A 20,490-nucleotide genomic window follows, 5' to 3' on the forward strand; every position below is an offset into this window, starting at 1 on the left:
ACAAATAGGAATCTAACGTTCCTATATGGCTTCTACGGTAGAGCCATGAACAACAACGAGAACGTCATCCGGCCCTTCACCGTCACGATCGACCAGGCCGACCTGGACGACCTGCAGGCCCGCCTCGCCAACACCCGGCTGCCCGAGCCGGCGCCGGGTGACAACTGGGACCTCGGCACCCCGAACCACTACCTGCGCGAGACCGTCGACCACTGGCAGAACAGCTTCGACTGGCGGGCCCAGGAGGCCCGGATGAACGAGTTCCCGCAGTACCTGACCGAGATCGACGGCCAGACCGTCCACTTCCTGCACGTCCCGTCCGCCGTCGAGGGCGCGACGCCGCTGCTGCTCATCCACACCTACCCCGGCTCCTTCGTCGACTTCCTCGACCTGATCGGCCCGCTGACCGACCCGGTCGCGTACGGCGGTTCGGAGGCGGACGCGTTCTCGGTCGTCGTACCGTCGATCCCCGGCTTCGGCTTCAGCACCCCGCTGGTCGAGCGCGGCTGGACGATGGCGCAGGTCGCCAAGACCTTCGACCAGCTGATGCGGCGGCTCGGCTACGACTCGTACGGAACACACGGCTCCGACGCCGGCGCGATGATCTCCCGCGAACTCGGCCTGCTGAACCCTCCCGGCTTCCTCGGCCTGCACGTCCTGCAGCTGTTCTCGTTCCCCAGCGGCGACCCGGCTGAGTTCGAGAAGTTCACCGGTGAGGACTACGCCGCAGTGGAGCACCTGCAGTGGTTCCAGTCGGTCGGCGGCTACAACGCGATCAACTCCACCCGCCCGCAGACCGTTGCCGTCGGCATCTCCGACTCCCCGGTCGGCCAGCTGGCCTGGAACGAACTCTTCAACAACTTCGGCAACGGCACCAGCCTGGTCACCACCGACCAGATCCTCACCGAGGTCTCGCTCTACTGGTTCACCAACACCTCGGCCGCCGCCGGCCGCTACCACTACGAAGAAGCCAACGCCGGCACCGAACCCGCCCTCAACCACGCCCCCACCGGCGTCGCCGTCTTCGCCGACGACTTCAAGACCATCCGCCCCCTCGCCGACCGCGACAACCCCAACATCGTCCACTGGACCAACTACCCCGACGGCGGCCACTTCGCCTCCCTCGAACGCCCCACCGAACTGGTCGCCGACCTCCGCAAGTTCTTCGCCAACCTCCGCTGATCAACCGTCCCGACCGGCCGGCCCACTTGGGCCGGCCTTCGGTCGTACGGGGCCTGTGGACAAGTCGCCTCGCGAGCCGCGGATCCCTCCTATCCTGATGCCGACGCTCGACAACTTGGAAGGACCGGCCATGGATTCCGACGAGACCCAGCACCTGCTCCCCGGCGGGGATACGGTCTGGGTGCTGTCCACCTCCGCGGCATCGGAGAACCTCGGGAACCTTCTGACCCTATATCGGTCCGGCGACACCGAACCCCTGATCTTCGGGGACGCGGGCCAACCCGAAGGCGTAGTCATCCCCTTCGAGGTCTGGCGCGCGCTCGTCGAGGCCAGCACCGACGAAGAAGGCTTCGACTCCAGCTACTCCGTTGCGCGCCATCGCCTCAAGAACCCCAGCGGTCCCTCGGTGCCGATCGAAGAAGTGGCCGCCGAACTTGGCTGGGACCTCGACGAAGACGTCGACGACTCCGAGTTCCGCAAGCCGAAATGACGCCGTACCGTCTCCTCCTCAGCCGCGAGGTGCTGCAGCAGTTACGCACCCTCGAACGAGCCGCCGCGACTCAGCAGACCGGCGGCCTACGCCACCGCGAGTACCGCGCCCTCCGCGCCGGCCTGCGTGCCATCGCCAACGGCGAGGAGGCGGACTTCGACGGCAAGCGCCTGGGTTTCATGGCCCACGACCTCAGCGACTGCGCGGAGATCAAGTTGCCGGTGCTTCCAGAGACCCGCGGAAACCACACACTCGGACCGTCCCACCGGCTGATCTACCGCGAGTTCGAGGCCGAAGACGGCGGCCCGCCGTACCGCGAAGTCGTCTGCTTCGAGCACCGCGGCCACAACCGCCCCTTCGACGTCGCCGCCGGCCGCCTACAACGCGCATCAGGGGTCAGACTCCAAACACTCAGCGACCATCGCGCTTCATCGGCCATCGCCCCGATCCGTCAGCCGCTTCCGCCGGATCTGGCCAGGGCCCTCAAAGGCATCGAAGGCAACCCATCTCCCCGCGGCGCCGCCAGACCTCCAGGATCCGCCCACTCCACCGCACCACCAGACTCTGTACGCCGTCCGCCTGAACGCGACCACCCAACCGACCCACCAACTCGCTGACCGCTATCCCGCAGGTGCCGCCGTCCAGACCTGCGAGCTCCCCCGCGGGTCCTACTGCGGCCCCAGCCCCCAAAGCCGCTCATTGGGCAACGGCCGCGAACTCGGCCCGTCCCCGCTCAAGGCCTCGTTCGTCACCCGAAGCCCCGCGAACCGGCGGGCCATCGCCTTCGCATACCGATCAGCCAGCAGCGGCTCAGCGCAATAGTCCGCAATCACATGCTCGCCAAACCAAACCCGAACCCGCCGCCGCACCTTCGCCTCGGGGTTGTCCACGATTCCTCCTCCCACAGGCTCCCTCCAGTGCATCAGCGCCGCTACCTCCGAAGGAGGCCTCACCGCTGTCTGATTCCGGCGTGTCAGGAACCAGACAGCGGTGCGCGGTGGGAGCACGCCGGCGACCACGATCTCTTACTCGGTGCGCAGTTGGGCGACGTGCGACCTTCCGCGAGGGCTAGACGGCCAGCGGGGGTTTAGGTGACGGTGACGAAGTCGCCGTCCACCTCACAAACGCAGCGGATGTCTCTAGCAGCCAGGAGGGAGACAAGATCTCTTGAGGGCTCACCGGGAAGCAGAACCGCTAACGAGTGAGATTGAGGCACATGACGCGTGTAGTCATACAGTTGACCGATAGCCATCCGTACAGCCTCACGCGTTGTAGCAGCCTTCGCTTCATAAAGCGTCTCGTCGCTGAAATCGAAGAGATCAGTATAAAGACTGCGCAACTCTGCAGGCGGCCTCAGTTCGAAGCGTCCAACTTTATGACCAAGAGATTCCAGGTAGATCCGGAAGCGATCAACCAAGAGCGACTCTCGGCGAGACGCCACTCGTGCACTTTGGGCGCTCACCTCGAATTCGGTCTCACCCACAACCTCAAGCGGCACACCATCCACCAACAGATCGGGTGTCACAACAGCCGGCAACTGCACCGCCGTCTCCGGCCGGTTCACCACATCAGGGAACTTGCTTCGATCCTCAGGCCGCCTTAGCACCTGACCCACTGGACGCAGGCGGAAGACAATGACAGACCTCAGAACCTTATCGACATCAGGCGCCTCGGCTCGCACATACGGAAGAACGGTATCGACCACAAATTCACCGAGGTACCGCTGGACCTTCTCATTCTTGCCTGGAACCTTGCCATCCGCTACGAAAACTCGCAGCGCCTTACCGTCCGACAAGTGTCGCTCGACACTACGATTTCCGGCTCGCAGTTTCTGATCCCCGCTACTACCATCTCCCGTGTAGAGAAAGACGGAATCGTTAGCCCAACCGTCATAGTTATATCCATACCGACTGGCGATCAACGGGTCGGAGTAGATGAAGATATTCGGTGATTTAGCCGAAGGGTTGATGCCACCCTGAAGTCCGCCGCCATAGATTCGCATTCGCTCCGACCGCGACAGCGTCTGACCGATATCAAGCGACCACTCCGTCAAGGCAACTCCTAGGGCAGTAGGACTCAGCACTCGCCGTGGTATTTTAACGATATAGGTGACGTCATCAACGGCATCCTCCGCGATCTGCTCACGATTGTTACCTAGCAGGTAACTCAGCAGCCGAACCGAGCTTGCGCAGCACGACTCAGAAGCTCAGCCGATCGGACTGTGCGGATTCTTCTGTTGGAAGTCTGAGCGCCGGGCGCGCAGGGTGGGTGGTATGGACTTTACTCAGCTTGGGCGGACGGGACTGAAGGTCAGTCGGATCGTGTTGGGGACGATGAACTTCGGGCCTCACACGAGCGTGGAGGACTCCCACGCGATCATGGATGCGGCGCATGAGAAGGGGATCAACTTCTTCGATACCGCCAACGGGTACGGGCGGGCGATCTACCCGGGGCGGACCGAGGAGATTCTTGGCGAGTGGTTCGCGAAGGACCCGGTGAAGCGGCACAAGACGGTGCTGGCGACCAAGGTGTACGGGGACATGGGCGAGGGGTGGCCCAACGAGGGCAAGCTCTCGGCGCTCAACATCCGGCGCGCGCTCGACGCGAGCCTGAAGCGGCTGCAGACCGACTACATCGATCTGTACCAGTTCCACCACGTGGATCGGGACACGCCGTGGGAGGAGATCTGGCAGGCGATCGAGGTCGCGATTCAGCAGGGCAAGATCCTGTACGCCGGGTCGTCGAACTTCGCCGGCTGGCACATCGCGCAGGCTCAGGCCGCTGCCGAGAAGCGCAACTTCACCGGGCTCGTGAGTGAGCAGTCGATCTACAACCTGATCGTGCGCGACGTGGAGCGGGAGGTGCTGCCGGCCGCCGAGTACTACGGTCTCGGCGTGATTCCGTGGTCGCCGCTGCAGGGTGGACTGCTGGGCGGCGTGATCCGCAAGGAGAACGAGGGCGTACGCCGGCTCGAGGGGCGCGCGAAGGAGACTGTCGAGAAGCTGCGGCCGCAGATCGAGGCGTACGAGGACTTCGCGGACGAGCTCGGGACTCAGCCTGGCGACCTCGCGCTAGCGTGGCTGCTGCACCAGAAGGCGGTCACCGGTCCGATCGTGGGGCCGCGCACGATGGAGCAGCTCGAGTCCGCCGTACGGGCCGTCGACCTGAAGCTCGATGAGAAGGCACTTGCCCGCCTCGACGAGATCTTCCCGGGCTACAAGACCTCCCCTGAGGACTACGCCTGGTAAAAGCACGAAGCCGGTACGCCGGTACGCCGGTACGCCGGTACGCCGGTACGCCGGTACGCCGGTACGCCGGTACGCCGGTGACAGGGCTACTGAATCGGGTCGTTCGCCGAGGGATCGGGGGGCGGCCCGATTCGGCGTACGGGATTCGCTTTCGCCGACAGGCCCAGACCGCACGGCGTACAGGCTGTTACGTGCGAGTGGTTGGGAGCATGCCGATCAGCGCGTCGGCGGTGAGGCTGGCGGCGGGGCTGGTGGGGACTGCTACTGAGACCTGCCAGGCCGAGGCGGCGCCGGGGGTGAGGGGGACGGTTTTGTGGTCGCCTCGTTTGGCGGCGATGCGTTCGGGGACCAGGGCTACGCCCAGGTCGTGGGCTACCAGGGCTAGCAGGGTGTGGACGTCGTTGACCTCGATGGTGACGGGGTGGGCGACGTTGGCGGCGGCGAAGGCGTGGTCGGAGATCGCGCGGGCGCCCCAGGTGCGGTCGAAGTCGACGAAGGACTCGCCGGCGAGGTCCTGGAGGGAGACCTCGGGGGCGCCGGAGAGACGGTGGTCGGGGGCGCAGACCAGGACCATGGATTCGGTGGAGAGTGGGCGGAGGTCCAGGCCGTCTACGGGGTGGCCGGAGGTGGCTACGAAGGCTACGTCGAGTCGGCCGGAGGCCAGTTCGTCGAGCATGGGGGTCGAGCCGGCTTGGCGGACCTCGATTTCTACGCCGGGGTAGGCGGAGCGGAACTTCGCGAGCAGAGCCGGTACGTCGACCACGCCGAGGCACTGCTCCAGGCCGACGGTCAGGTGCCCGCGGACGAGGCCCTGGACGGCGGCGACGGCGTCGCGGGCGGCTTCGGCGGCGGCGAGGGTGCGGCGGCCTTCGCAGAGGAGGGCTCGGCCGGCTTCGGTGAGCTCGACGCTGCGGGTGTTGCGGACGAACAGGGACGCGTGGAGTTCGCGTTCGAGGGCGCGGATGGAGGCGGACAGGCCCGACTGGGAGATCGACATCGCTTCGGCGGCGCGGGTGAAGTGCTTCTGCTCGGCGACGGCGATGAAGTGTTCCAGGTGGCGAAGCTCCATGACTCAGAACTCTAGTCGATGGATCGGAATGGATTGTCCCGTCGGCGATTTCACGTTCAATCGTCGCTCCCAGTACGCCGTACAGATGCGCCGTCGAGGCGAGCGACGGTTCGGCGTACCGGGCTCGGTAGGGTGTGCGCATGGCGGATGAGGAGTTTCGGGTTGTTGTCGAGCTCGGCAGCGATGAGCACGGGTTGACGTTCTGGGAGCGGCTGCGGGCGCTCGATCTGGACGACGACGCGCGGAAGCGGCTCGGGCGGCAGGTGACGGTGACCCGGGACGGGAACCGGATGCTGCTCTACACGCAGACCCTCGAGGACGCCCGCGAGGCGGAGAGCACGGTCAAGGAACTCGTCGCCGGGGACAACCTGAGCGCGGAGTACACGGTCACCCGGTGGAACCCGGCCGCGCAGGAGTGGACCGACCCGAGTGCGCCCGAGGGCGCGCACAGCCCGGCCGAGGACGCGGCGAAGAACGCCGACATGGAAGTCCCGGACCCGCGGTACGTCGTGATGCAGGCGTACAAGCCGGAGTTCCTGCGCGATCTCGGGCTGTAGGCGCCTGAGGCAACCGATTCGTGGGGCGGTCCGGCGCCGATCACAACGGTTCGGTGACGGCGCGGCGAACGGCCGCGCCCACGGCCCTGCCGGAGTACTAGCGTTCGGCGAGCGAACGCAGTACGGCGAGGCTTCCGCCCCGGAACGGCCCCGTCTGCGACGCTGAAAGTCCTGAGGAGAGGGGATTTCGTGGCGCGTCGACGGGGAATCGTGGCCGGGTTGCTGGTGCTGGGCGTGGTGCTCAGCGGGTGTACCGATGTCGCGGCGGACGAGCCGGCGAAGTCTCCTTCGGCCGGTACGCCGACTGCTGCGTCGTCAGGTACGCCGAGTGCGACGCCGTCGACTCCATCCACGACGCCGACCGCGCAGCCTTCCGCGACGCCGACCGGTACGCCGACAACGCGGCCGACGGCGACGCCCACCACCGGGAAGCCGACGACCCCGGTGAAGGTCAACTACCCGCTCGAGGTCGAGAAGCGCCTGGCCGCGTGGGGTTATCCCGTCGGCGACGTCGACGGCGAGGTCACCGCGCGGACCAAGCAGGCGCTGTGCGCATGGCGCGAGACGAACGGCCTGCCGATCAACCGCGAGCGCCTGACGACGGCCGACGTCCGATCGGTGCTGCTGGCAAAGAACCGCCCGGCGCCGACGAAGCCCGCGGGCATCTACGTCAACAAGACCTGCCAGGTCCTGTACCAGGTCGTCGACAACACGTACCGCCGCATCGTCTGGGTCTCGACCGGCGCCCCCGGGTACGACACCCCGAACCGCACCGGCAAGGTGTGGCGCAAGTGGGCCGGCGCGCACGAGAGCAGCCTGTACGACGACGCGTACATGTACGACTCGATCTACTTCCTGAAGGACCGCCCCGGGATCGCGCTGCACGGTTCGCGGTCCAACTCGCTGATCAAGACCTACCCGGCCTCGCACCGGTGCGTGCGGGTGATGCGGCCGCAGATCCGCCAGATCTTCAAGGAAACGAAGATCGGTACGACGGTCTCGGTGTACGGGCAGTACTGAGCCCCGTTGACCTCGGTCGCGTCCGCCGGTTAGCGTTGCCGGAGCGCGGCCGGGGCCGCGTCGAGACTCGCCGGCAGGCTGGAAGCCACCCCGATGAGCCAGGTCCGACGCGCTCTCTTTGCCGCCTGTGCGAGTCCGGGCGCGAGAGGATGCGCGATGCGATTCCTGCCCGACAAACCGAGCCTCGGGTTCCTGCGCAAGGAGGCCAAGGACCTCCTGGCGGCACTGCGTGAGTCACGGTCCGGTACGACGCTGGCCGAGGCCCAGCAGGCGTTGGCCGGTGAGTACGGCTTGCGCGACTGGGCCGAGCTGAAGGCTGAGACCGAACGCCGGGCGGCCGCTGTACCGGTTGCGCCGGAGGGGCTCGCCGACGACCTGGCGTCCGCCTTCGGATTGGGGCGAGTCATCGCGCGGCCCTCCCCTGTCGCGTTCACACCGATGGGGCGCTGCTGGTCGATCAGCACGGATCGCGGGCGTTGGCTCGCCGTCACGGTCTATCCGTGGATCACGAACGACCAGGCCGAGCTCGGAACCCGACTGCGCGATGCCGCGGTCGCTGCCGGTGTCGCGGCGCCGACTCCGGTTCGCAGCCCTGGCGGCCGACTGATCGAGACCCTGCGCGAACAGAGCTGGCGGGTTCACGAATGGATCGAGGTCGGGCCGTCGCCGGTCAGCCCGACGCCGGCAGCCGTCGCCCGAGGCATCGGTACGACGTACGGGATCCTGCACTCGCTGGCGATGCCGAGTACGACGCCGGTCAACCCCTACCTCACCGCGCGCGGCGACGACGCGCAGTGGCGCGAACTGCTCGCGCGGGCCCGCGCCGCCGGGAAGCCGTGGGTCGATCAACTGACCGACCTGCTGCCCACGGTGGCCGACCTCCGCGGGATCGAGGCTGATCTCGACGGTGAGTTCCTCCTCTGCAACTGCGCGCTCATCCCGGAGCACGTCCGGGTCGGCCACCGGGACGACCTGGTGATCACCGAGTGGGACTTCGCGGGGTCGCTCACGCCTGAGCAGGAACTCGGGTCCGCGCTCGGCCACTGGGGTCTGCGACCAGCGCTCAACCGGACGGCGATCGTCGCGTTCCGCGAGGGCTACGTGCAGGCCGCCGGGAAATGGCCCGAGCTGGAGCTGACGTCGTTCGCGGTCGCTGTCACGGGGTGGCTCAACTGGACGTACAACACGCTCTGCGAGGCGATCGATCCGTCGGATCCGGACCGGGCCCCGTTCGCCGAGCGCGAGGTCTCGGATCTCCTCCAGCGGCCGATGACGCGGGCGTCGCTGCAGCAGCTTCTCGACACCTGAAGACGGCGACGCCCACCACTGATCAACTCCCCTGGCCGGGGAGAAACCAGCCTGCGTTGAGCGTGGTCGAGGCGGCCGGTCGGCGGTTGATCAGTGGTGGACGTTGGTCGGCCAGGGGTTGGTGGGAAGGATCGTCTCCAGGTACGCCGCGAGGGCCAGCGCGCGGAGGTCTTGGAAGCGGGGGGCTGCTATTTGGAGGCCGATGGGGAGGCCGGTTGAGGTGTGGCCGCAGTTGACGGTGGTGGCGGGGTGGGTGGACATGTTGTACGGGACGGTGAAGGCGATGTGTTCGAAGGGCTGGAGGGGGTTGTTGGTGGGGTAGGCCTGGTCGGCGGGGAAGGCCGGGATGGGGGCCGTCGGCGAGAGGATGAAGTCGTACGCGGCGAAGGCCTGGTCGACGGCGGTGGACATGTTCTGCATTTGGGTGTGGCCGTGGAAGACGTCGTACGGGGTGAGGGAATCTGCTGTGCTGGTCCATTCGCGGATGGCGGGGAGGACCTTGGCGCGGCGGTTCTCGGGGAGGGCCGCGAGGTCGGCGGCGGAGCGGACTCGCCAGAAGTGGTCGAGGCCGTCGAGCATCTCGCGGGTGATGATCGGCGGGATCTCGGTGATGGTGGCGCCGACGGCTTCTAGGGTCTGGGCTGCGTTGGTGACGGCCGCGGTGATTTCGGGGTTTACCGGGAGGCCTGGGCCGGCGTCCAGGAGGAGGGCGATGTGGGTGCCCTGCAGGGCGAGCGGGCGAGGGTCGTCGGTGAAGGGCGGGAGCGAGGTCTGGTCTCGGCGGTCGGGGCCGGAGATGACCTGGAGGGTGAGGGCCGCGTCGGACGCCGTACGGGTGATGGGGCCGATGGCCCTGCCTGGGTAGGGGTTTCCGACGGCGACTCGGCCGTGGGTGGGCTTGAGGCCGATGACTCCGCACCAGCCTGCCGGGAGGCGGATGGAGCCGCCGATGTCGGTGCCTAGGTGGATCGGGCCGTAGCCGGCGGCGGCTGCCGCGGCGGCGCCGGCGCTGGAGCCGCCGGGGGTTTTGGTGAGGTCCCAGGGGTTGCGGGCGAGGTGGTGGAAGGTTGATACGCCGGAGGAGAGCATGCCGTACTCGGACATGGTCGTCTTGCTGAAGATCACCGCGCCGGCTTGGCGGAGGCGGGCTGCGGCTGGGTGGTCTTCTTTGGCTGGGACGAGCTCTGTGGCGGCGGTGCCTTGGGGTACTGGGGTGCCTTGGGTGGCGATGTTTTCCTTGACAGTGACTGGTACGCCGTCGAGGGGGCCTGCTGCGTTCTTCCTGTACCGGGCTTCTGATTCGCGGGCTGCTTGGCGGGCGGCCTCGGGGTCGAGCGCGTACGTCGCTTGGAGGCGGGGTTCGAGTTCGTCGACGCGGGCGAGGACGTCGTCGATCACCTGCACGGGCGAGAGGTCGCCGGCGCGGTACTTCGCGACCAGGTCGATGGCGGTCAGATCGGCGAGGCTCATCTGGTGTCTCCAGTACGACGGTCAGTTGGGTGGGGTGAAGCGGCCGTCGATGGCGGTCCAGCCGGCGTCTACGTGGAGGACCGAACCCGTGACGAAGCTGGCGGCGTCGGAGGCTAGGTAGACGACGGCGCCGGCTAGTTCGTCGGGGGTGGCCCAGCGGTTGAGGGCGCTCTTGGCGGCGTACGCGTCGTACCAGGGCTGGTTGGACTTGATCTGTTCGGTGAGGGGGGTTTCGACGACGCCGGGGGCGATGGCGTTGACGCGGACGCCGTGGGGGCCGAGTTCGGCGGCGGCGGTGCGGAGGAGCTGGACGAGGCCGGCTTTGGTTGCCGCGTACACCGATTGGCCTGGTTCGACGGTGGTGGCGCGGATGGAGCTGAAGCCGATGATGCTGCCGCGGCCGCGGTCGGCCATTTGTTGGCCGAAGGCACGGATGAGGTCGAAGGACGCGCGCAGGTTGAGGGCGATGACGCGGTCGAACTCCTCGCCGGTGTAGTCGAGGATGCGTTTGCGGACGTTCGTGGCGGCGGTGAAGACGAGGATGTCGACCGGAGCGAGGGTTTGGGCTGCGGTGGTGATCGCTTCGGGGTCGAGGATGTTCAGTTCGTACGGCGTGAGCGTTGAGTTGCCTAGGGCAACGGTTTGTTCGGCGGCGGGGAGGTCGCGGTCGGCGCAGGTGACGTGGGCTCCGTGGGCGGCCAGGGCGAGGGCGGCTTCGCGGCCGATGCCGCTGCCGGCGCCGACGACCAGGGCGTGCCGGCCGTCTAGGCGGAACAGGTTCGCGTAGTCGTGCGGCACGGGGACCTTCCAGGGGTCGGCGGGTGGTCGGGGTCGGCGGCGGGTCTTGTGGGGGTCGGCGGGTAGTCGGGGTCGGCGGCAGGCCTTGTAGGGATCAGCGGGAGGGTCAGGGGTGGCGGGACTTGATCGGGTCGGGTGGCGGGTGGGTCAGGGGGTGGGGCGGATGATGGCCATGCGGGTGGTGGTGAGCTCTTCGATGGCGAAGCGGGGGCCTTCGCGGCCGGTGCCGGAGTCCTTCACCCCGCCGTACGGCATGACGTCGGAGCGGAAGCCGGGGACCTCGTTGACGACCACTCCCCCGACGTCGAGCTGGTCGATCGCGGCGAAGGCGGTCGCCAGGGATGACGTGTAGACGGCGGCGTGCAGACCGTATCGGGTGTCGTTGACGGCCTGGAACGCGGTCTCGACGTCGGGGACCGAGCGGATTGCGATGACCGGACCGAAGATCTCCTCGTCCCAGGCCTGTTGGCCGTGTGGGAGATCGAGCAGGACGGTGGGGCCGACGATGCGTGGATCGTTGCCTTGGGCCTGGTAGGCAAGGGTCGCGCCGGCGGTGACGGCTTCGTCGATCCAGAGGTTGACGCGGGTGGTGGAGCGTTCGTCGATGAGCGCCGAGACGCGGGTCGCGCTCTCTCGGGGGTCGCCGACCTTGACTGCGTCGAGGCGTGGGGTGAGTTCGGCGAGGAACGCGGCGCGGACGGATTCGACGACGATCACGCGTTGGACGCTGATGCAGGCCTGGCCGGAGGCGTAGTAGCCGCCGCGGACGACGGCGTCTGCGGCGGCGACCAGGTCGGCGTCCTCGGCGACGACGAGGGCGGAGTTGGAGCCGAGTTCGAGGAGGACCTTCGTCGGGGCTGCGTCGCGGGCGATCTGGTGGCCGACAGCGGCCGAGCCGGTGAAGGAGACGGCGCCGATGCGGCGGTCGGTGGTGAGCGTGGAGCCGACGTCGACTCCCCCGGTGATGAGCTGTACGGCGGACCTCGGAGCGCCGGCTTCCGCGAGCGCTTCGCGGCAGAGGTGGACGAGCCAGAGGGTTGCGAGCGGGGTCTGCGGCGCGGGTTTGACGATGACCGGGCAACCGGCGGCGAGGGCGGGAGCGATCTTGTGGGCGGCGAGCAGGAGCGGGTAGTTGAAGCCGGTGATGCCGACGACGACGCCGATCGGTTTGCGGACCCAGAAGCCGATCAGGTTCTCGCCGCTGGGGAGGAGGTCGAGGGGGACGGTTTCGCCGTGCAGGCGGGCGACTTCCTCGGCGGCGGTCTGGAGGGTGAGCAGGGTGCGGTCGAGTTCGACCACGCAGTCGACGCGGGGTTTGCCGGTTTCGAGGATGAGGAGGTCGATGAACTCCTCGCGCCTGGTGGAGAGGGCGGAGAGCGCTCCCTGGAGGACTGACCTGCGGGTGTACGACGGGAGGTGGGCGACCTGGGGACGGACGGAGAGCGCGTTCTCGAGGGCCTGGTGGGCGAGGGCGGTGTTGCCTACGGGGGCTTGGGCGATGGCTGTGCCGTCGTACGGGAAGTGGACGGGGGTGGATGTGGGGGCCTCGACCCAGGACTCGCCGATGGGGAGGCCGGTGGGGAACTGGAGGACTACTTGGGAGGTGGGTGGGGGGCTGGCCCGGGGAGGGGAGGCGGGTGGGATTGCGGGGGCCGGGTCGGGTGGGAGAGCGGCGGGTGGGAGCGCGGCGGGTGGGTCGGGTGGGATTGCGGGGGCCGGGTCGGGTGGGAGCGCGGCGGGTGGGGACGGGGTCATCCTCGGGCTCCCTTCGGGATGAGGTCTTGGGGGGTTGCGCCGGCGAGGGCTTTGGGGAGGGTGGGGATGGCGGCGACCAGGCGGCGGGTATAGGGGGCGCGGGGGGCGGCGTACACCTCGCCGGTCGTACCGGTCTCGACGATTTCGCCGGCGTGCATGACGGCGACGCGGTCGCAGACGTGCTTGACGACGGACAGGTCGTGGGAGACGAACACGAGGGTGAGGTCGAGTTCGTCGACGAGGTCGGAGATCAGGTTGAGGACCTGGGCGCGGACGGAGACGTCGAGGGCGCTGACCGGTTCGTCGGCGATGAGGATCTTGGGGTTGGGTGCGAGGGCGCGGGCGATGGAGATGCGCTGGCGCTGGCCGCCGGAGAACTGGTGCGGGAAGCGGTCGCCGGCGTCGGCGGACAGGCCTACGGCGTCGAGGAGTTCTTTCACTCGGGCGCCTGAGGCGGGGTGGCCTTGGACGACCAGTGGTTCGGCGATGATGTCGCGGACGCGCATCCGGGGGTCGAGGGAGCTCATCGGGTCCTGGAAGACGAGCTGGAGGTTCTCGCGGAGGAAGCGGAGGCGGCGTTCGGGGAGGTTGGTGATGTCCTTGCCATCGACAACTACCTTGCCGGTGGTCGGGCGGTCGAGGGCGGCGATGATGCGGAGGAGGGTGGACTTTCCGCAGCCGGATTCGCCGACGATGCCGAAGCGTTCGCCGGGTTTGACGTCGAGGGTGACGCCTTTGAGGGCGTGGACCACCTCGGCGCGCTTGAGGATCGAGGTGCGGGGGCGGGGGTAGTCGCGGGTGAGGTTGGTGACTTTGATGAGGGGGTTGTTGCCGGTTGCTGTAGGTGCCCATGCGGCCGGATGGGTTGCACGGGGCGAGGTCGCTGCGGCCGGGAAAGAAGAAGTGTGGGGTCTGGCAGCAGCGGGGGTGGTGGGTGGGGTGGGACGGGCCGGTTGTTCGGGAGTGGTGGGTGAGGTGGGGCGGGTCCCTTGTTCGGGAGTGGTGGGTGAGGTGGGACGGGCCGGTTGTTCGGGAGTGGTGGGCTCAGGCATGGGGGGCTCCGGCTGGGTGGTGGCAGGCGTAGCCGGTGGTGGGGGTGCCGGTCCAGGGGGGTGGGGTGGTGCAGAGGTCGGTGGCTTGGGGGCAGCGGGTACGGAAGACGCAGCCGTCGGGGAAGTGGCCGGCGGCGGGGACGGTGCCTTGGATGGTGGGGAGGCGGCGGCGGGCTGGTTCGGCGGAGGTGACCTCGCCGGAGTCGGCGGATTCCAGGTCGGAGGCGGCGAGGAGGCCTTCGGTGTAGCGGTGGCGGGGGGCGGTGAAGACCTGGTGAACGGGACCGGACTCGACCACTCGGCCGCCGTACATGACGAGGACGCGTTGGCAGATCGTCGCGACCACGGCGAGGTCGTGGGTGATGAAGAGCAGGGCCGCGTCGCGGGCGGTGACGCCGCGGAGGATGAGGTCGAGGACCATCGCCTGGACGGTGACGTCGAGAGCGGTGGTTGGTTCGTCGCAGATGAGGAGGGTGGGATCGTTGGCCAGGGCAATGGTGAGGACTACTCGTTGCCGTTGGCCACCGGAGAGTTGGTGGGGGTAGGCGCGGGCTACGCCGGTCAGTTCGACGCGGTCGAGGAGGTCGATGGCCGCGGATCGCGCCGTACGACGGCCGGAGCGGGTGTGGTGGATGAGCATCGTTTCGGCGACCTGGTCGGCGATGCGCATGGTGGGGTTGAGCGCTGTCATCGGTTCCTGGAAGACCATCGCGAGGTGGTTGCCGCGGATGCGGGACAGGCGGCGTTCGCCGGCGCCGATCAGGTCGTGGTCGATGCCGGCGAGGCGTACGGAGCCGGTCGCCGTGACGTCCTCGGGGAGGAGACCGAGCAGGCTGAGAGCGGTGAGGGACTTGCCGGAGCCGGATTCGCCGATCAGGCCGACCCGCTCCCCCGGGCCGACGGAGAGGTCGACGTCGCTGACGAGTTGGAGGTCGCGGACCGACACCGTCAGCCCGCGCACCGTCAGGACGTCCTGGGCCGCGGCAGCGGCCGGGGGCGTACCGGGGGCGTCTGCGGCCGAGGGTGCCGCATCGGCCGACGGGACGGGCGGGGCGGGGCTCGCGGCATCCGCCGGGCGGGTCATCGGCGGTCCTCCAGTTTGGGGTCGAAGTGGTCTCGGAGGCCGTCGCCGAGGAGGTTGAAGCCGAGGACGGCGATGGCGATCGCGAGGCCTGGAAAGACGGCGAGGCGCGGCGCGCTGAAGAGGAACTCCTGGGATTCCTGGAGCATTCGGCCCCACGACGGTGTCGGTGGCGGCGTGCCGTAGCCGAGGAAGGACAGTGCGGCCTCGGCCAGTACGGCGATGGCGAAGGAGACCGACGCCTGCACCGTGATCAGGCTGACGACGTTCGGCAGGACGTGCCGTACGGCGATCGGCAGCGGCCGGCGCCCGGCGGCGCGGGCGGCCAGGACGTACTCGGTGCGCATCACCTGCAGCCCACCGCTGCGGATCACGCGGGCGAAGCTGGGGATCGTGGCGATGCCGATGGCAACCATGGCAGTGAGGGTGCTGGCGCCGAAGACGGCGCCGAACATGATGGCCAGGAGCAGCGCCGGGAAGGCGAGCAGCAGATCATTGGCGCGCATGATGAGTTCGCTCGACCAGCGCCGGGTCATCGCGGCGAGGATGCCGAGCGGGACACCGATCACGGCCGCGACGCCGACGGCGACCAGGCCGACGAAGAGCGTTGTCCGCGAGCCGACCATGAGCTGGCTGAAGATGTCGCGGCCGAACTTGTCGGTTCCGAGCCAGTGCTCCCACGACGGCGAGGCCAGGCGGCCGGCGGGGTCGACCAGCGTCGCGTCGTACGGCGTCCAGACGAAGGACACCAGGGCGAGCAGGACGATCACGACAACGATGAAGCCGCCGACGAGCAGGCTGGGGTTCCAGCGGCGGCGCCCGACAGCAGCGGTGCTCATCGGCTCACCCGCAGCCGCGGATCCAGCGCGACGTACAGTAGGTCGACGAGGAAGTTGACCACCAGTACGGCGACCACGAGCACCATCACCACGGCCTGGACCACCAGGAGATCGCGGTTCGAGACTCCGTCCAGCAGCAGGCTGCCGAGGCCGGGGATGACGAAGACGCGCTCGACGACGACCGCGCCGATCAGCAGGGTCGCAAGTTGTAACCCGAGGACAGTGACCACCGGTACGGCGGCGTTGCGCAGCCCGTGTCGCCATAACGCGCGAAAGGGGCGCAGCCCCTTGGCCCGGGCGGTGCGCAGGTAGTCCTCGCGCAGTACATCCAGCACGGCGCTCCGCACGTACCGCGTCAGCACCGCGCCCTGCACGAGCCCCAAAGACAGCGCCGGCAGCACCAACTGGCGCAGGAACATCCCCGGGTCTTCGGCCGGCGGCGTCCACCCGTTCGCGGGCAGCCAGCCGAGCTTCACCGCGAACAGCATGATCAGCAGGATTCCCGCCAGGAAAGCCGGTACGGCGACGCCCACCTGCGACACCGCGGAGAGCGCGAGCCCGGAGACCTTGCGATGCCGCGCGGCCATCACCGTCCCGGCCGGCGCCGCGACCAGCAGCGCGATCACCATCCCGACGACCACCAGCCACAACGTCACCTGGAACCGGTCGGAGATCTGCGGCCCGATCTCCGCCTTCGAGATGTACGACGTGCCGAAGTCGCCATGCAGCAGGCCGGTCAGCCAGTCGGCGTACTGGGTCGGCAACGGCCGGTCGAGCCCGAACTGGTTACGCAACTCGGCGACCGCGTCGTCGGAGGCGTTGACGCCGAGCGCGACCCGCGCGGGATCGCCGGGCAGTACGGCGAGGAACGCGAACACCAGCACCGAGCTGACCGCGAGGCTGACCAGCAGCACCGCGGTCCGCTCGACCAGACGCAGGATCATCGCCGGACCAGCTCCAGCCGCGTCGGCGACACCGGACGCGGGATCATCGCGACAGCGTGGACAGGTCGAGCGACTCGGTGATCGCGTTCTGCGGCAGGCCCTTCACGTCCTTGTCGGCGACCATCAGGTTCGGGATCAGGAACAGCCAGTCGCCGGCCGCCTGCTCGGACAGCCGCCGGGCCGCCTTCTTCATCCCGGCGATCTGCGTCGCCTCGTCACCGGCGTCGGCCGCGGCCAGGTCGGCCTGCAGCGTCGGGTCGTCGTACCGGGTGTAGTACTTCGCGTTGAACACCGCGCCCAGGTCGCGCGGCTCGACGTGCGCGATGATCGACAGGTCGTAGTCGGCGTTCTTGAGTACGGCGGTCAGCCAAGCCGCCGGGAACTCGAGCTGGTCGATCTGCACCTTCAGCCCGGCCAGCTCCAGCTGGCTCTTCACCACCTGGCCGCAAGAGGTTGCGTACGGCAACGTTGGCAAGCGCAACCGCAGCGTCTTGCCGGTGGCACCCGCTGCCTGCAGCAACGACTTCGCCTTGGCCAGGTCGTACGGCGCGACGCTGGTCAGATCCTCGTACCAGGGATCGGTCGGCGGCACCATGCTGCCGATCAGCTTGCCGCGGCCGGCCCAGCAGGTGTCGAGCAGCGCCTTGTGGTCGATCGCGGCCCGGACCGCCTGGCGCACGCGGAGGTCGGACAGCGGCGCGCGGGAGTTGTTGAACGACAGCAGGACCTCGCCGTTCGTCGTGCCCTCGATCACCTGGTACTTGTCGTTACTGGTGAACTGGTTCAGCGCCTCCGGCGCCTGGACCGTGCCGATCACGTTGATCGTGCCGGTGAGCAGCGCGTTGTTCAGCGCGGTCGGGTCCTTGAAGTACTTCAGCGTGACCTGGCCGAAGTGCGGCTTGGTCCCCCAGTAGGCGTCGTTGCGCTGCAGCACGATCGAGTCGCCGCGCTTCCACGTGCCGAGCTTGTACGGGCCGGTGCCGACCGGGGCGGTGGCCAGCTTGTCGACACCGGTCTTGGAGAACATCGCGCCGATCCGCGTCGTCATCCGGAACAGCCAGTCGTTGCTCGGCTTGGCCAGGGTGACCTGCAGCTCGGTCGGCGAGACCGCCTTCGCGGTCTGGACCACGTCCATCGCGGACTTCAGCGAGGTCGTCCACGCCGTCTTCACCCGGTCGATGCTGAACACCGCGTCGTCGGCGGTGAACGCCTGCCCGTTGGTGAACTTCGCGTTGCCGACCAGGGTGAAGCTGTACGTCTTGCGGTCGGCCGAGACCTTCCAGGAGGTGGCCAGGTCCGGCACGATCTTGCCGGTCTCGTCCTGCTTGACCAGCCCGTTGTAGACGTTGCCGAGCAGCGCCTGCGGAATCGCGGCACCGTCCGTGGTGGTGAAGTCCAGACTGGCCGGCTCGGCGACCAGCCCGATCGCGAGCGAATCGTCCGCGCCGGGCGAGCCCGTCCCCGAGGACGAGCCGGAACCGGCCGAGCACGCCGCGACGGCCAGCAACGCGGCCGATCCGAACAGCGCGACCGCGGGGCTGAAGTAGGACTTCACGCAAGAACTCCTGAACTGGTCGGAGGGTGTGGCCCCCTAGTCTGCCGCGCGACAAGCGACAGACCCGGAGCCACGCCCTCGGGCAAACCGGTTCACTAGGTTCGTCCGGCAGGCATCCCGTGTCAAGCAGCCCCGCGAACAGCCCGCGGCGCGCGCCGAGCAGGCCTCTGACTGTTGCGTTGTACGACGACTGACGCGGTGTGCGACGACTGATGCGGTACAACGGAGCAGTCGTCGCAGACGGGAGCAGCCGTCGTACTCGGCAGCTGTCGTCGCAAACCGGGGCTGTCGTCGTGCGGAGGCTCAGGCGTGACGCCGGAGGGGCTGGGTCAGTAGCGGGACCAGGAGGGGGTGGCTCGGTCGATGGCGCGGTGGAGGCGGGTGGCGAAGGCTGTCGGACTGGACAGGTCGGACCAGGTCGCGCGGACGACCTCGTAGCCGAGTTCGCGGATCCGGTCCTCGCGGAGCTTCTCCGCGACCAGCGCCTCTCGGCCGGCGTACTTGCCGGTGCCGTCGAACTCCACCACGACTCCGTACGCCGCGAGCAGGAAGTCCACGCGGGCGACGAACCCGCCGGACCGGTCGGTGATGACCGCCTGGAGGGTCGGTTCGGGCAGCCCGAGATCGGCCAGCAGGACGCGCATCCTCGACTCACCGACCGACTCCGAGAGGCCGTCCCCGAAGGCGACCGCTCGCGCGGCTGCCAGCACGCCGCGTCGCCGGCCGAAGAGGCGGACGGACTCGAACAGTTCATCGGCGGTGGCCAGGCGTTCGCGCAGCGCGGCGTCGACCACCGACACCGCGACCGGGTACGACGTGGAGTGGATGGTCTCGATCACGGCCCTCGGGCCTGAGGTCAGCTGGACCTCACCGATCGAGACGACGGCGCTGATCGGCGGCTCGGCGACGTGCTGACAGACGCGCCGTCCCGAACGGCCGGGTCCGCTCAGGTTGGTGAGATGAACTCGGCGGAGATCCAGATCGCTGATCTCGAGCCCGTGCAGTACCAGCGCGGACTGATGGCTGATCACCGCCCGACCGTTGAGGCGCCGAAAGTACGCCTTGGCGACGCGGGTGTGCATCCAGGCCTCTCGCTCCCACGGCGGCATCGACCACACGCCGGCATCAGCCTCGGCGTACGCACCGCGGCAGAGCCGCGTCCACCGGCCGGCGCGGACGCGCTGGGCGATCTCCGCATCCGAATACCCCGCCTCGATGGCGTCGCTCCGCCCGAACCAGCCACCGCGCGCGGCGGCGACCACCGCAAGTCTCCCGTTCACTCCTTGAAGATGCAGTCGTCCCGTGCCTGCGCAGCCGCCGATCTCCCACCTGTGGACAGCCGACTGCCTCCCTGTACGACGACTGGCGCGGTACAACGGAGCAGTCGTCCAACAACGGAGCAGTCGTCACAAACGGCGCCAGTCGCCGTACGGCGTAGGGGCCGGGCGGGGTACGGCTCCCGCGTTGGTCAGGTGTCGTGTTCCACGACGCGGACTCTGGGGACCTTGAGCTCCTTGCGGGCTCTGGTGGGCCAGTCGGAGCAGACGAAGCGGGCGGCGGTCTCGGGCCAGGCGACGACGATCACCTCCTGGCTCTTGGTGCTGTTCACCAGGGTGCGGAGGGCGAGCAGGATCTCGCCGTGGGTGATCGACACGTTGACCGTGCCGGGGTTGCGGCCGCGGAGGCGGCGCGAACTGTGTTCGATCACCGAGGCGAGGTCGTACTGCGGGTCCGCGAGCGCGGTCGCCGTACCGGACCGGGCGCGGTTGCTCACCGCACCGCCGGACAGCCCGGCGACGTCGGCGAAACTGGACCCGAGCAGGGCCATCGGCCCGGCGATTCCCTCGGTCGGATGACTGGAGACGAGCAGGTGGTAGTCCACTGCGTCGTCGTGTCTCGCATGCAGGGCGGCGACCCTCGCGGCGTCGCCCTCGCTCATCTCACGCTCGATGAGCACCACCACGTCGTAGGTCATGGTTGGCTCCCTTCGCCGACACTTCCTTTGTACTCCGCTCCCGCAATTCCGTCGCGGGCGAACCGCGGCACGTCACCGGAATGTGAAGTGCCGCGATCTTCTGGCTGGGTGTGGGGGCTGGTGGGGAGCGGAGAGGCGGGGCCTACG

At 68.5% G+C, this 20,490-nt stretch carries 20 protein-coding genes; 6 read left to right on the forward strand and 14 right to left on the reverse strand.

All coding sequences use genetic code 11. The annotated features are described in order from the left end of the window. The first annotated feature begins 45 nt into the window (after positions 1-45). Positions 46-1,182, forward strand: coding sequence for an epoxide hydrolase family protein (locus tag HDA39_RS15130; protein ID WP_184795853.1), 1,137 nt, complete (start codon positions 46-48; stop codon positions 1,180-1,182). A gap of 130 nt (positions 1,183-1,312) precedes the next feature. Next, the gene (locus tag HDA39_RS15135) at positions 1,313-1,672 is read left to right on the forward strand and encodes a hypothetical protein (protein ID WP_184795854.1); all 360 of its coding nucleotides are present in this window, start codon (positions 1,313-1,315) and stop codon (positions 1,670-1,672) included. An 86-nt stretch (positions 1,673-1,758) separates the two neighbouring features. Here HDA39_RS15135 and HDA39_RS15140 read toward each other — a convergent pair whose 3' ends face one another. The 3 genes from HDA39_RS15140 to HDA39_RS15150 form a co-directional block, all read right to left on the reverse strand. Beyond that, positions 1,759-2,019, reverse strand: a complete 261-nt coding sequence (locus HDA39_RS15140; protein WP_184795855.1) for a hypothetical protein — start codon at positions 2,017-2,019, stop codon at positions 1,759-1,761. Positions 2,020-2,340: 321 nt separating this feature from the next. Further along, a complete protein-coding gene (locus HDA39_RS15145; RefSeq protein WP_238356063.1) occupies positions 2,341-2,562 on the reverse strand; it encodes a hypothetical protein in 222 nt (73 codons plus the stop codon). A 197-nt stretch (positions 2,563-2,759) separates the two neighbouring features. Beyond that, positions 2,760-3,725: an SRA domain-containing endonuclease gene (locus tag HDA39_RS15150; protein ID WP_184795857.1), complete on the reverse strand. Its 966-nt coding sequence runs from the start codon at positions 3,723-3,725 to the stop codon at positions 2,760-2,762. 220 nt (positions 3,726-3,945) lie between these two features. Between HDA39_RS15150 and HDA39_RS15155 the strand changes: the two genes are divergently transcribed. Beyond that, the gene (locus HDA39_RS15155; RefSeq protein ID WP_184795858.1) at positions 3,946-4,920 is read left to right on the forward strand and encodes an aldo/keto reductase; all 975 of its coding nucleotides are present in this window, start codon (positions 3,946-3,948) and stop codon (positions 4,918-4,920) included. A 187-nt stretch (positions 4,921-5,107) separates the two neighbouring features. On the opposite strand, the gene HDA39_RS15160 is transcribed toward HDA39_RS15155, so the two are convergent. After that, positions 5,108-5,989 (reverse strand): LysR family transcriptional regulator, encoded by an 882-nt coding sequence (locus tag HDA39_RS15160; protein ID WP_184795859.1) that lies wholly within the window; start codon positions 5,987-5,989, stop codon positions 5,108-5,110. Positions 5,990-6,129: 140 nt separating this feature from the next. Here HDA39_RS15160 and HDA39_RS15165 point away from each other — a divergent pair, with 140 nt between their 5' ends. From HDA39_RS15165 to HDA39_RS15175, 3 genes are all read left to right on the forward strand, one after another. Then, positions 6,130-6,546 (forward strand): hypothetical protein, encoded by a 417-nt coding sequence (locus HDA39_RS15165; RefSeq protein ID WP_184795860.1) that lies wholly within the window; start codon positions 6,130-6,132, stop codon positions 6,544-6,546. 189 nt (positions 6,547-6,735) lie between these two features. After that, the gene (locus tag HDA39_RS15170) at positions 6,736-7,566 is read left to right on the forward strand and encodes a L,D-transpeptidase family protein (RefSeq protein WP_337925752.1); all 831 of its coding nucleotides are present in this window, start codon (positions 6,736-6,738) and stop codon (positions 7,564-7,566) included. A 156-nt stretch (positions 7,567-7,722) separates the two neighbouring features. Continuing rightward, the gene (locus HDA39_RS15175) at positions 7,723-8,874 is read left to right on the forward strand and encodes an aminoglycoside phosphotransferase/kinase family protein (protein ID WP_184795861.1); all 1,152 of its coding nucleotides are present in this window, start codon (positions 7,723-7,725) and stop codon (positions 8,872-8,874) included. Positions 8,875-8,964: 90 nt separating this feature from the next. On the opposite strand, the gene HDA39_RS15180 is transcribed toward HDA39_RS15175, so the two are convergent. The 10 genes from HDA39_RS15180 to HDA39_RS15225 form a co-directional block, all read right to left on the reverse strand. Next, positions 8,965-10,344, reverse strand: a complete 1,380-nt coding sequence (locus HDA39_RS15180; protein WP_184795862.1) for an amidase — start codon at positions 10,342-10,344, stop codon at positions 8,965-8,967. 21 nt (positions 10,345-10,365) lie between these two features. Further along, entirely contained in the window at positions 10,366-11,142 is a 777-nt protein-coding gene (locus HDA39_RS15185) for an SDR family oxidoreductase (protein WP_184795863.1), read from the reverse strand. A gap of 147 nt (positions 11,143-11,289) precedes the next feature. Continuing rightward, positions 11,290-12,897, reverse strand: a complete 1,608-nt coding sequence (locus HDA39_RS15190; protein WP_184795864.1) for an aldehyde dehydrogenase family protein — start codon at positions 12,895-12,897, stop codon at positions 11,290-11,292. Further along, positions 12,894-13,949: an ATP-binding cassette domain-containing protein gene (locus tag HDA39_RS15195; protein WP_238356064.1), complete on the reverse strand. Its 1,056-nt coding sequence runs from the start codon at positions 13,947-13,949 to the stop codon at positions 12,894-12,896. The genes HDA39_RS15190 and HDA39_RS15195 overlap by 4 nt, the downstream gene beginning before the upstream one ends. Then, positions 13,942-15,033 (reverse strand): ABC transporter ATP-binding protein, encoded by a 1,092-nt coding sequence (locus HDA39_RS15200; RefSeq protein WP_184795865.1) that lies wholly within the window; start codon positions 15,031-15,033, stop codon positions 13,942-13,944. The genes HDA39_RS15195 and HDA39_RS15200 overlap by 8 nt, the downstream gene beginning before the upstream one ends. Continuing rightward, entirely contained in the window at positions 15,030-15,869 is an 840-nt protein-coding gene (locus HDA39_RS15205) for an ABC transporter permease (RefSeq protein ID WP_184795867.1), read from the reverse strand. Before HDA39_RS15205 ends, HDA39_RS15200 begins: the two co-directional genes overlap by 4 nt. Next, the gene (locus tag HDA39_RS15210; RefSeq protein WP_184795868.1) at positions 15,866-16,813 is read right to left on the reverse strand and encodes an ABC transporter permease; all 948 of its coding nucleotides are present in this window, start codon (positions 16,811-16,813) and stop codon (positions 15,866-15,868) included. Before HDA39_RS15210 ends, HDA39_RS15205 begins: the two co-directional genes overlap by 4 nt. A gap of 43 nt (positions 16,814-16,856) precedes the next feature. Further along, positions 16,857-18,368 (reverse strand): ABC transporter substrate-binding protein, encoded by a 1,512-nt coding sequence (locus tag HDA39_RS15215; protein ID WP_184795869.1) that lies wholly within the window; start codon positions 18,366-18,368, stop codon positions 16,857-16,859. A gap of 329 nt (positions 18,369-18,697) precedes the next feature. Next, positions 18,698-19,648 (reverse strand): type IV toxin-antitoxin system AbiEi family antitoxin domain-containing protein, encoded by a 951-nt coding sequence (locus tag HDA39_RS15220; protein WP_184795870.1) that lies wholly within the window; start codon positions 19,646-19,648, stop codon positions 18,698-18,700. A 188-nt stretch (positions 19,649-19,836) separates the two neighbouring features. Next, on the reverse strand, positions 19,837-20,343 hold the full coding sequence (locus HDA39_RS15225; RefSeq protein WP_184795871.1) for a hypothetical protein: 507 nt from the start codon (positions 20,341-20,343) through the stop codon (positions 19,837-19,839). Positions 20,344-20,490 lie beyond the last annotated feature (147 nt).

This window comes from Kribbella italica (assembly GCF_014205135.1).
GTDB lineage: Bacteria > Actinomycetota > Actinomycetes > Propionibacteriales > Kribbellaceae > Kribbella > Kribbella italica.

Coding starts and splice junctions, on each gene's coding strand:
- HDA39_RS15130 (WP_184795853.1), top strand. CDS start 46: ATGAACAACAACGAGAACGTCATCCGGCCCTTCACCGTCACGATCGAC.
- HDA39_RS15135 (WP_184795854.1), top strand. CDS start 1,313: ATGGATTCCGACGAGACCCAGCACCTGCTCCCCGGCGGGGATACGGTC.
- HDA39_RS15155 (WP_184795858.1), top strand. CDS start 3,946: ATGGACTTTACTCAGCTTGGGCGGACGGGACTGAAGGTCAGTCGGATC.
- HDA39_RS15160 (WP_184795859.1), bottom strand. CDS start 5,989: ATGGAGCTTCGCCACCTGGAACACTTCATCGCCGTCGCCGAGCAGAAG.
- HDA39_RS15165 (WP_184795860.1), top strand. CDS start 6,130: ATGGCGGATGAGGAGTTTCGGGTTGTTGTCGAGCTCGGCAGCGATGAG.
- HDA39_RS15175 (WP_184795861.1), top strand. CDS start 7,723: ATGCGATTCCTGCCCGACAAACCGAGCCTCGGGTTCCTGCGCAAGGAG.
- HDA39_RS15180 (WP_184795862.1), bottom strand. CDS start 10,344: ATGAGCCTCGCCGATCTGACCGCCATCGACCTGGTCGCGAAGTACCGC.
- HDA39_RS15190 (WP_184795864.1), bottom strand. CDS start 12,897: ATGACCCCGTCCCCACCCGCCGCGCTCCCACCCGACCCGGCCCCCGCA.
- HDA39_RS15195 (WP_238356064.1), bottom strand. CDS start 13,949: ATGCCTGAGCCCACCACTCCCGAACAACCGGCCCGTCCCACCTCACCC.
- HDA39_RS15200 (WP_184795865.1), bottom strand. CDS start 15,033: ATGACCCGCCCGGCGGATGCCGCGAGCCCCGCCCCGCCCGTCCCGTCG.
- HDA39_RS15205 (WP_184795867.1), bottom strand. CDS start 15,869: ATGAGCACCGCTGCTGTCGGGCGCCGCCGCTGGAACCCCAGCCTGCTC.
- HDA39_RS15210 (WP_184795868.1), bottom strand. CDS start 16,813: ATGATCCTGCGTCTGGTCGAGCGGACCGCGGTGCTGCTGGTCAGCCTC.
- HDA39_RS15225 (WP_184795871.1), bottom strand. CDS start 20,343: ATGACCTACGACGTGGTGGTGCTCATCGAGCGTGAGATGAGCGAGGGC.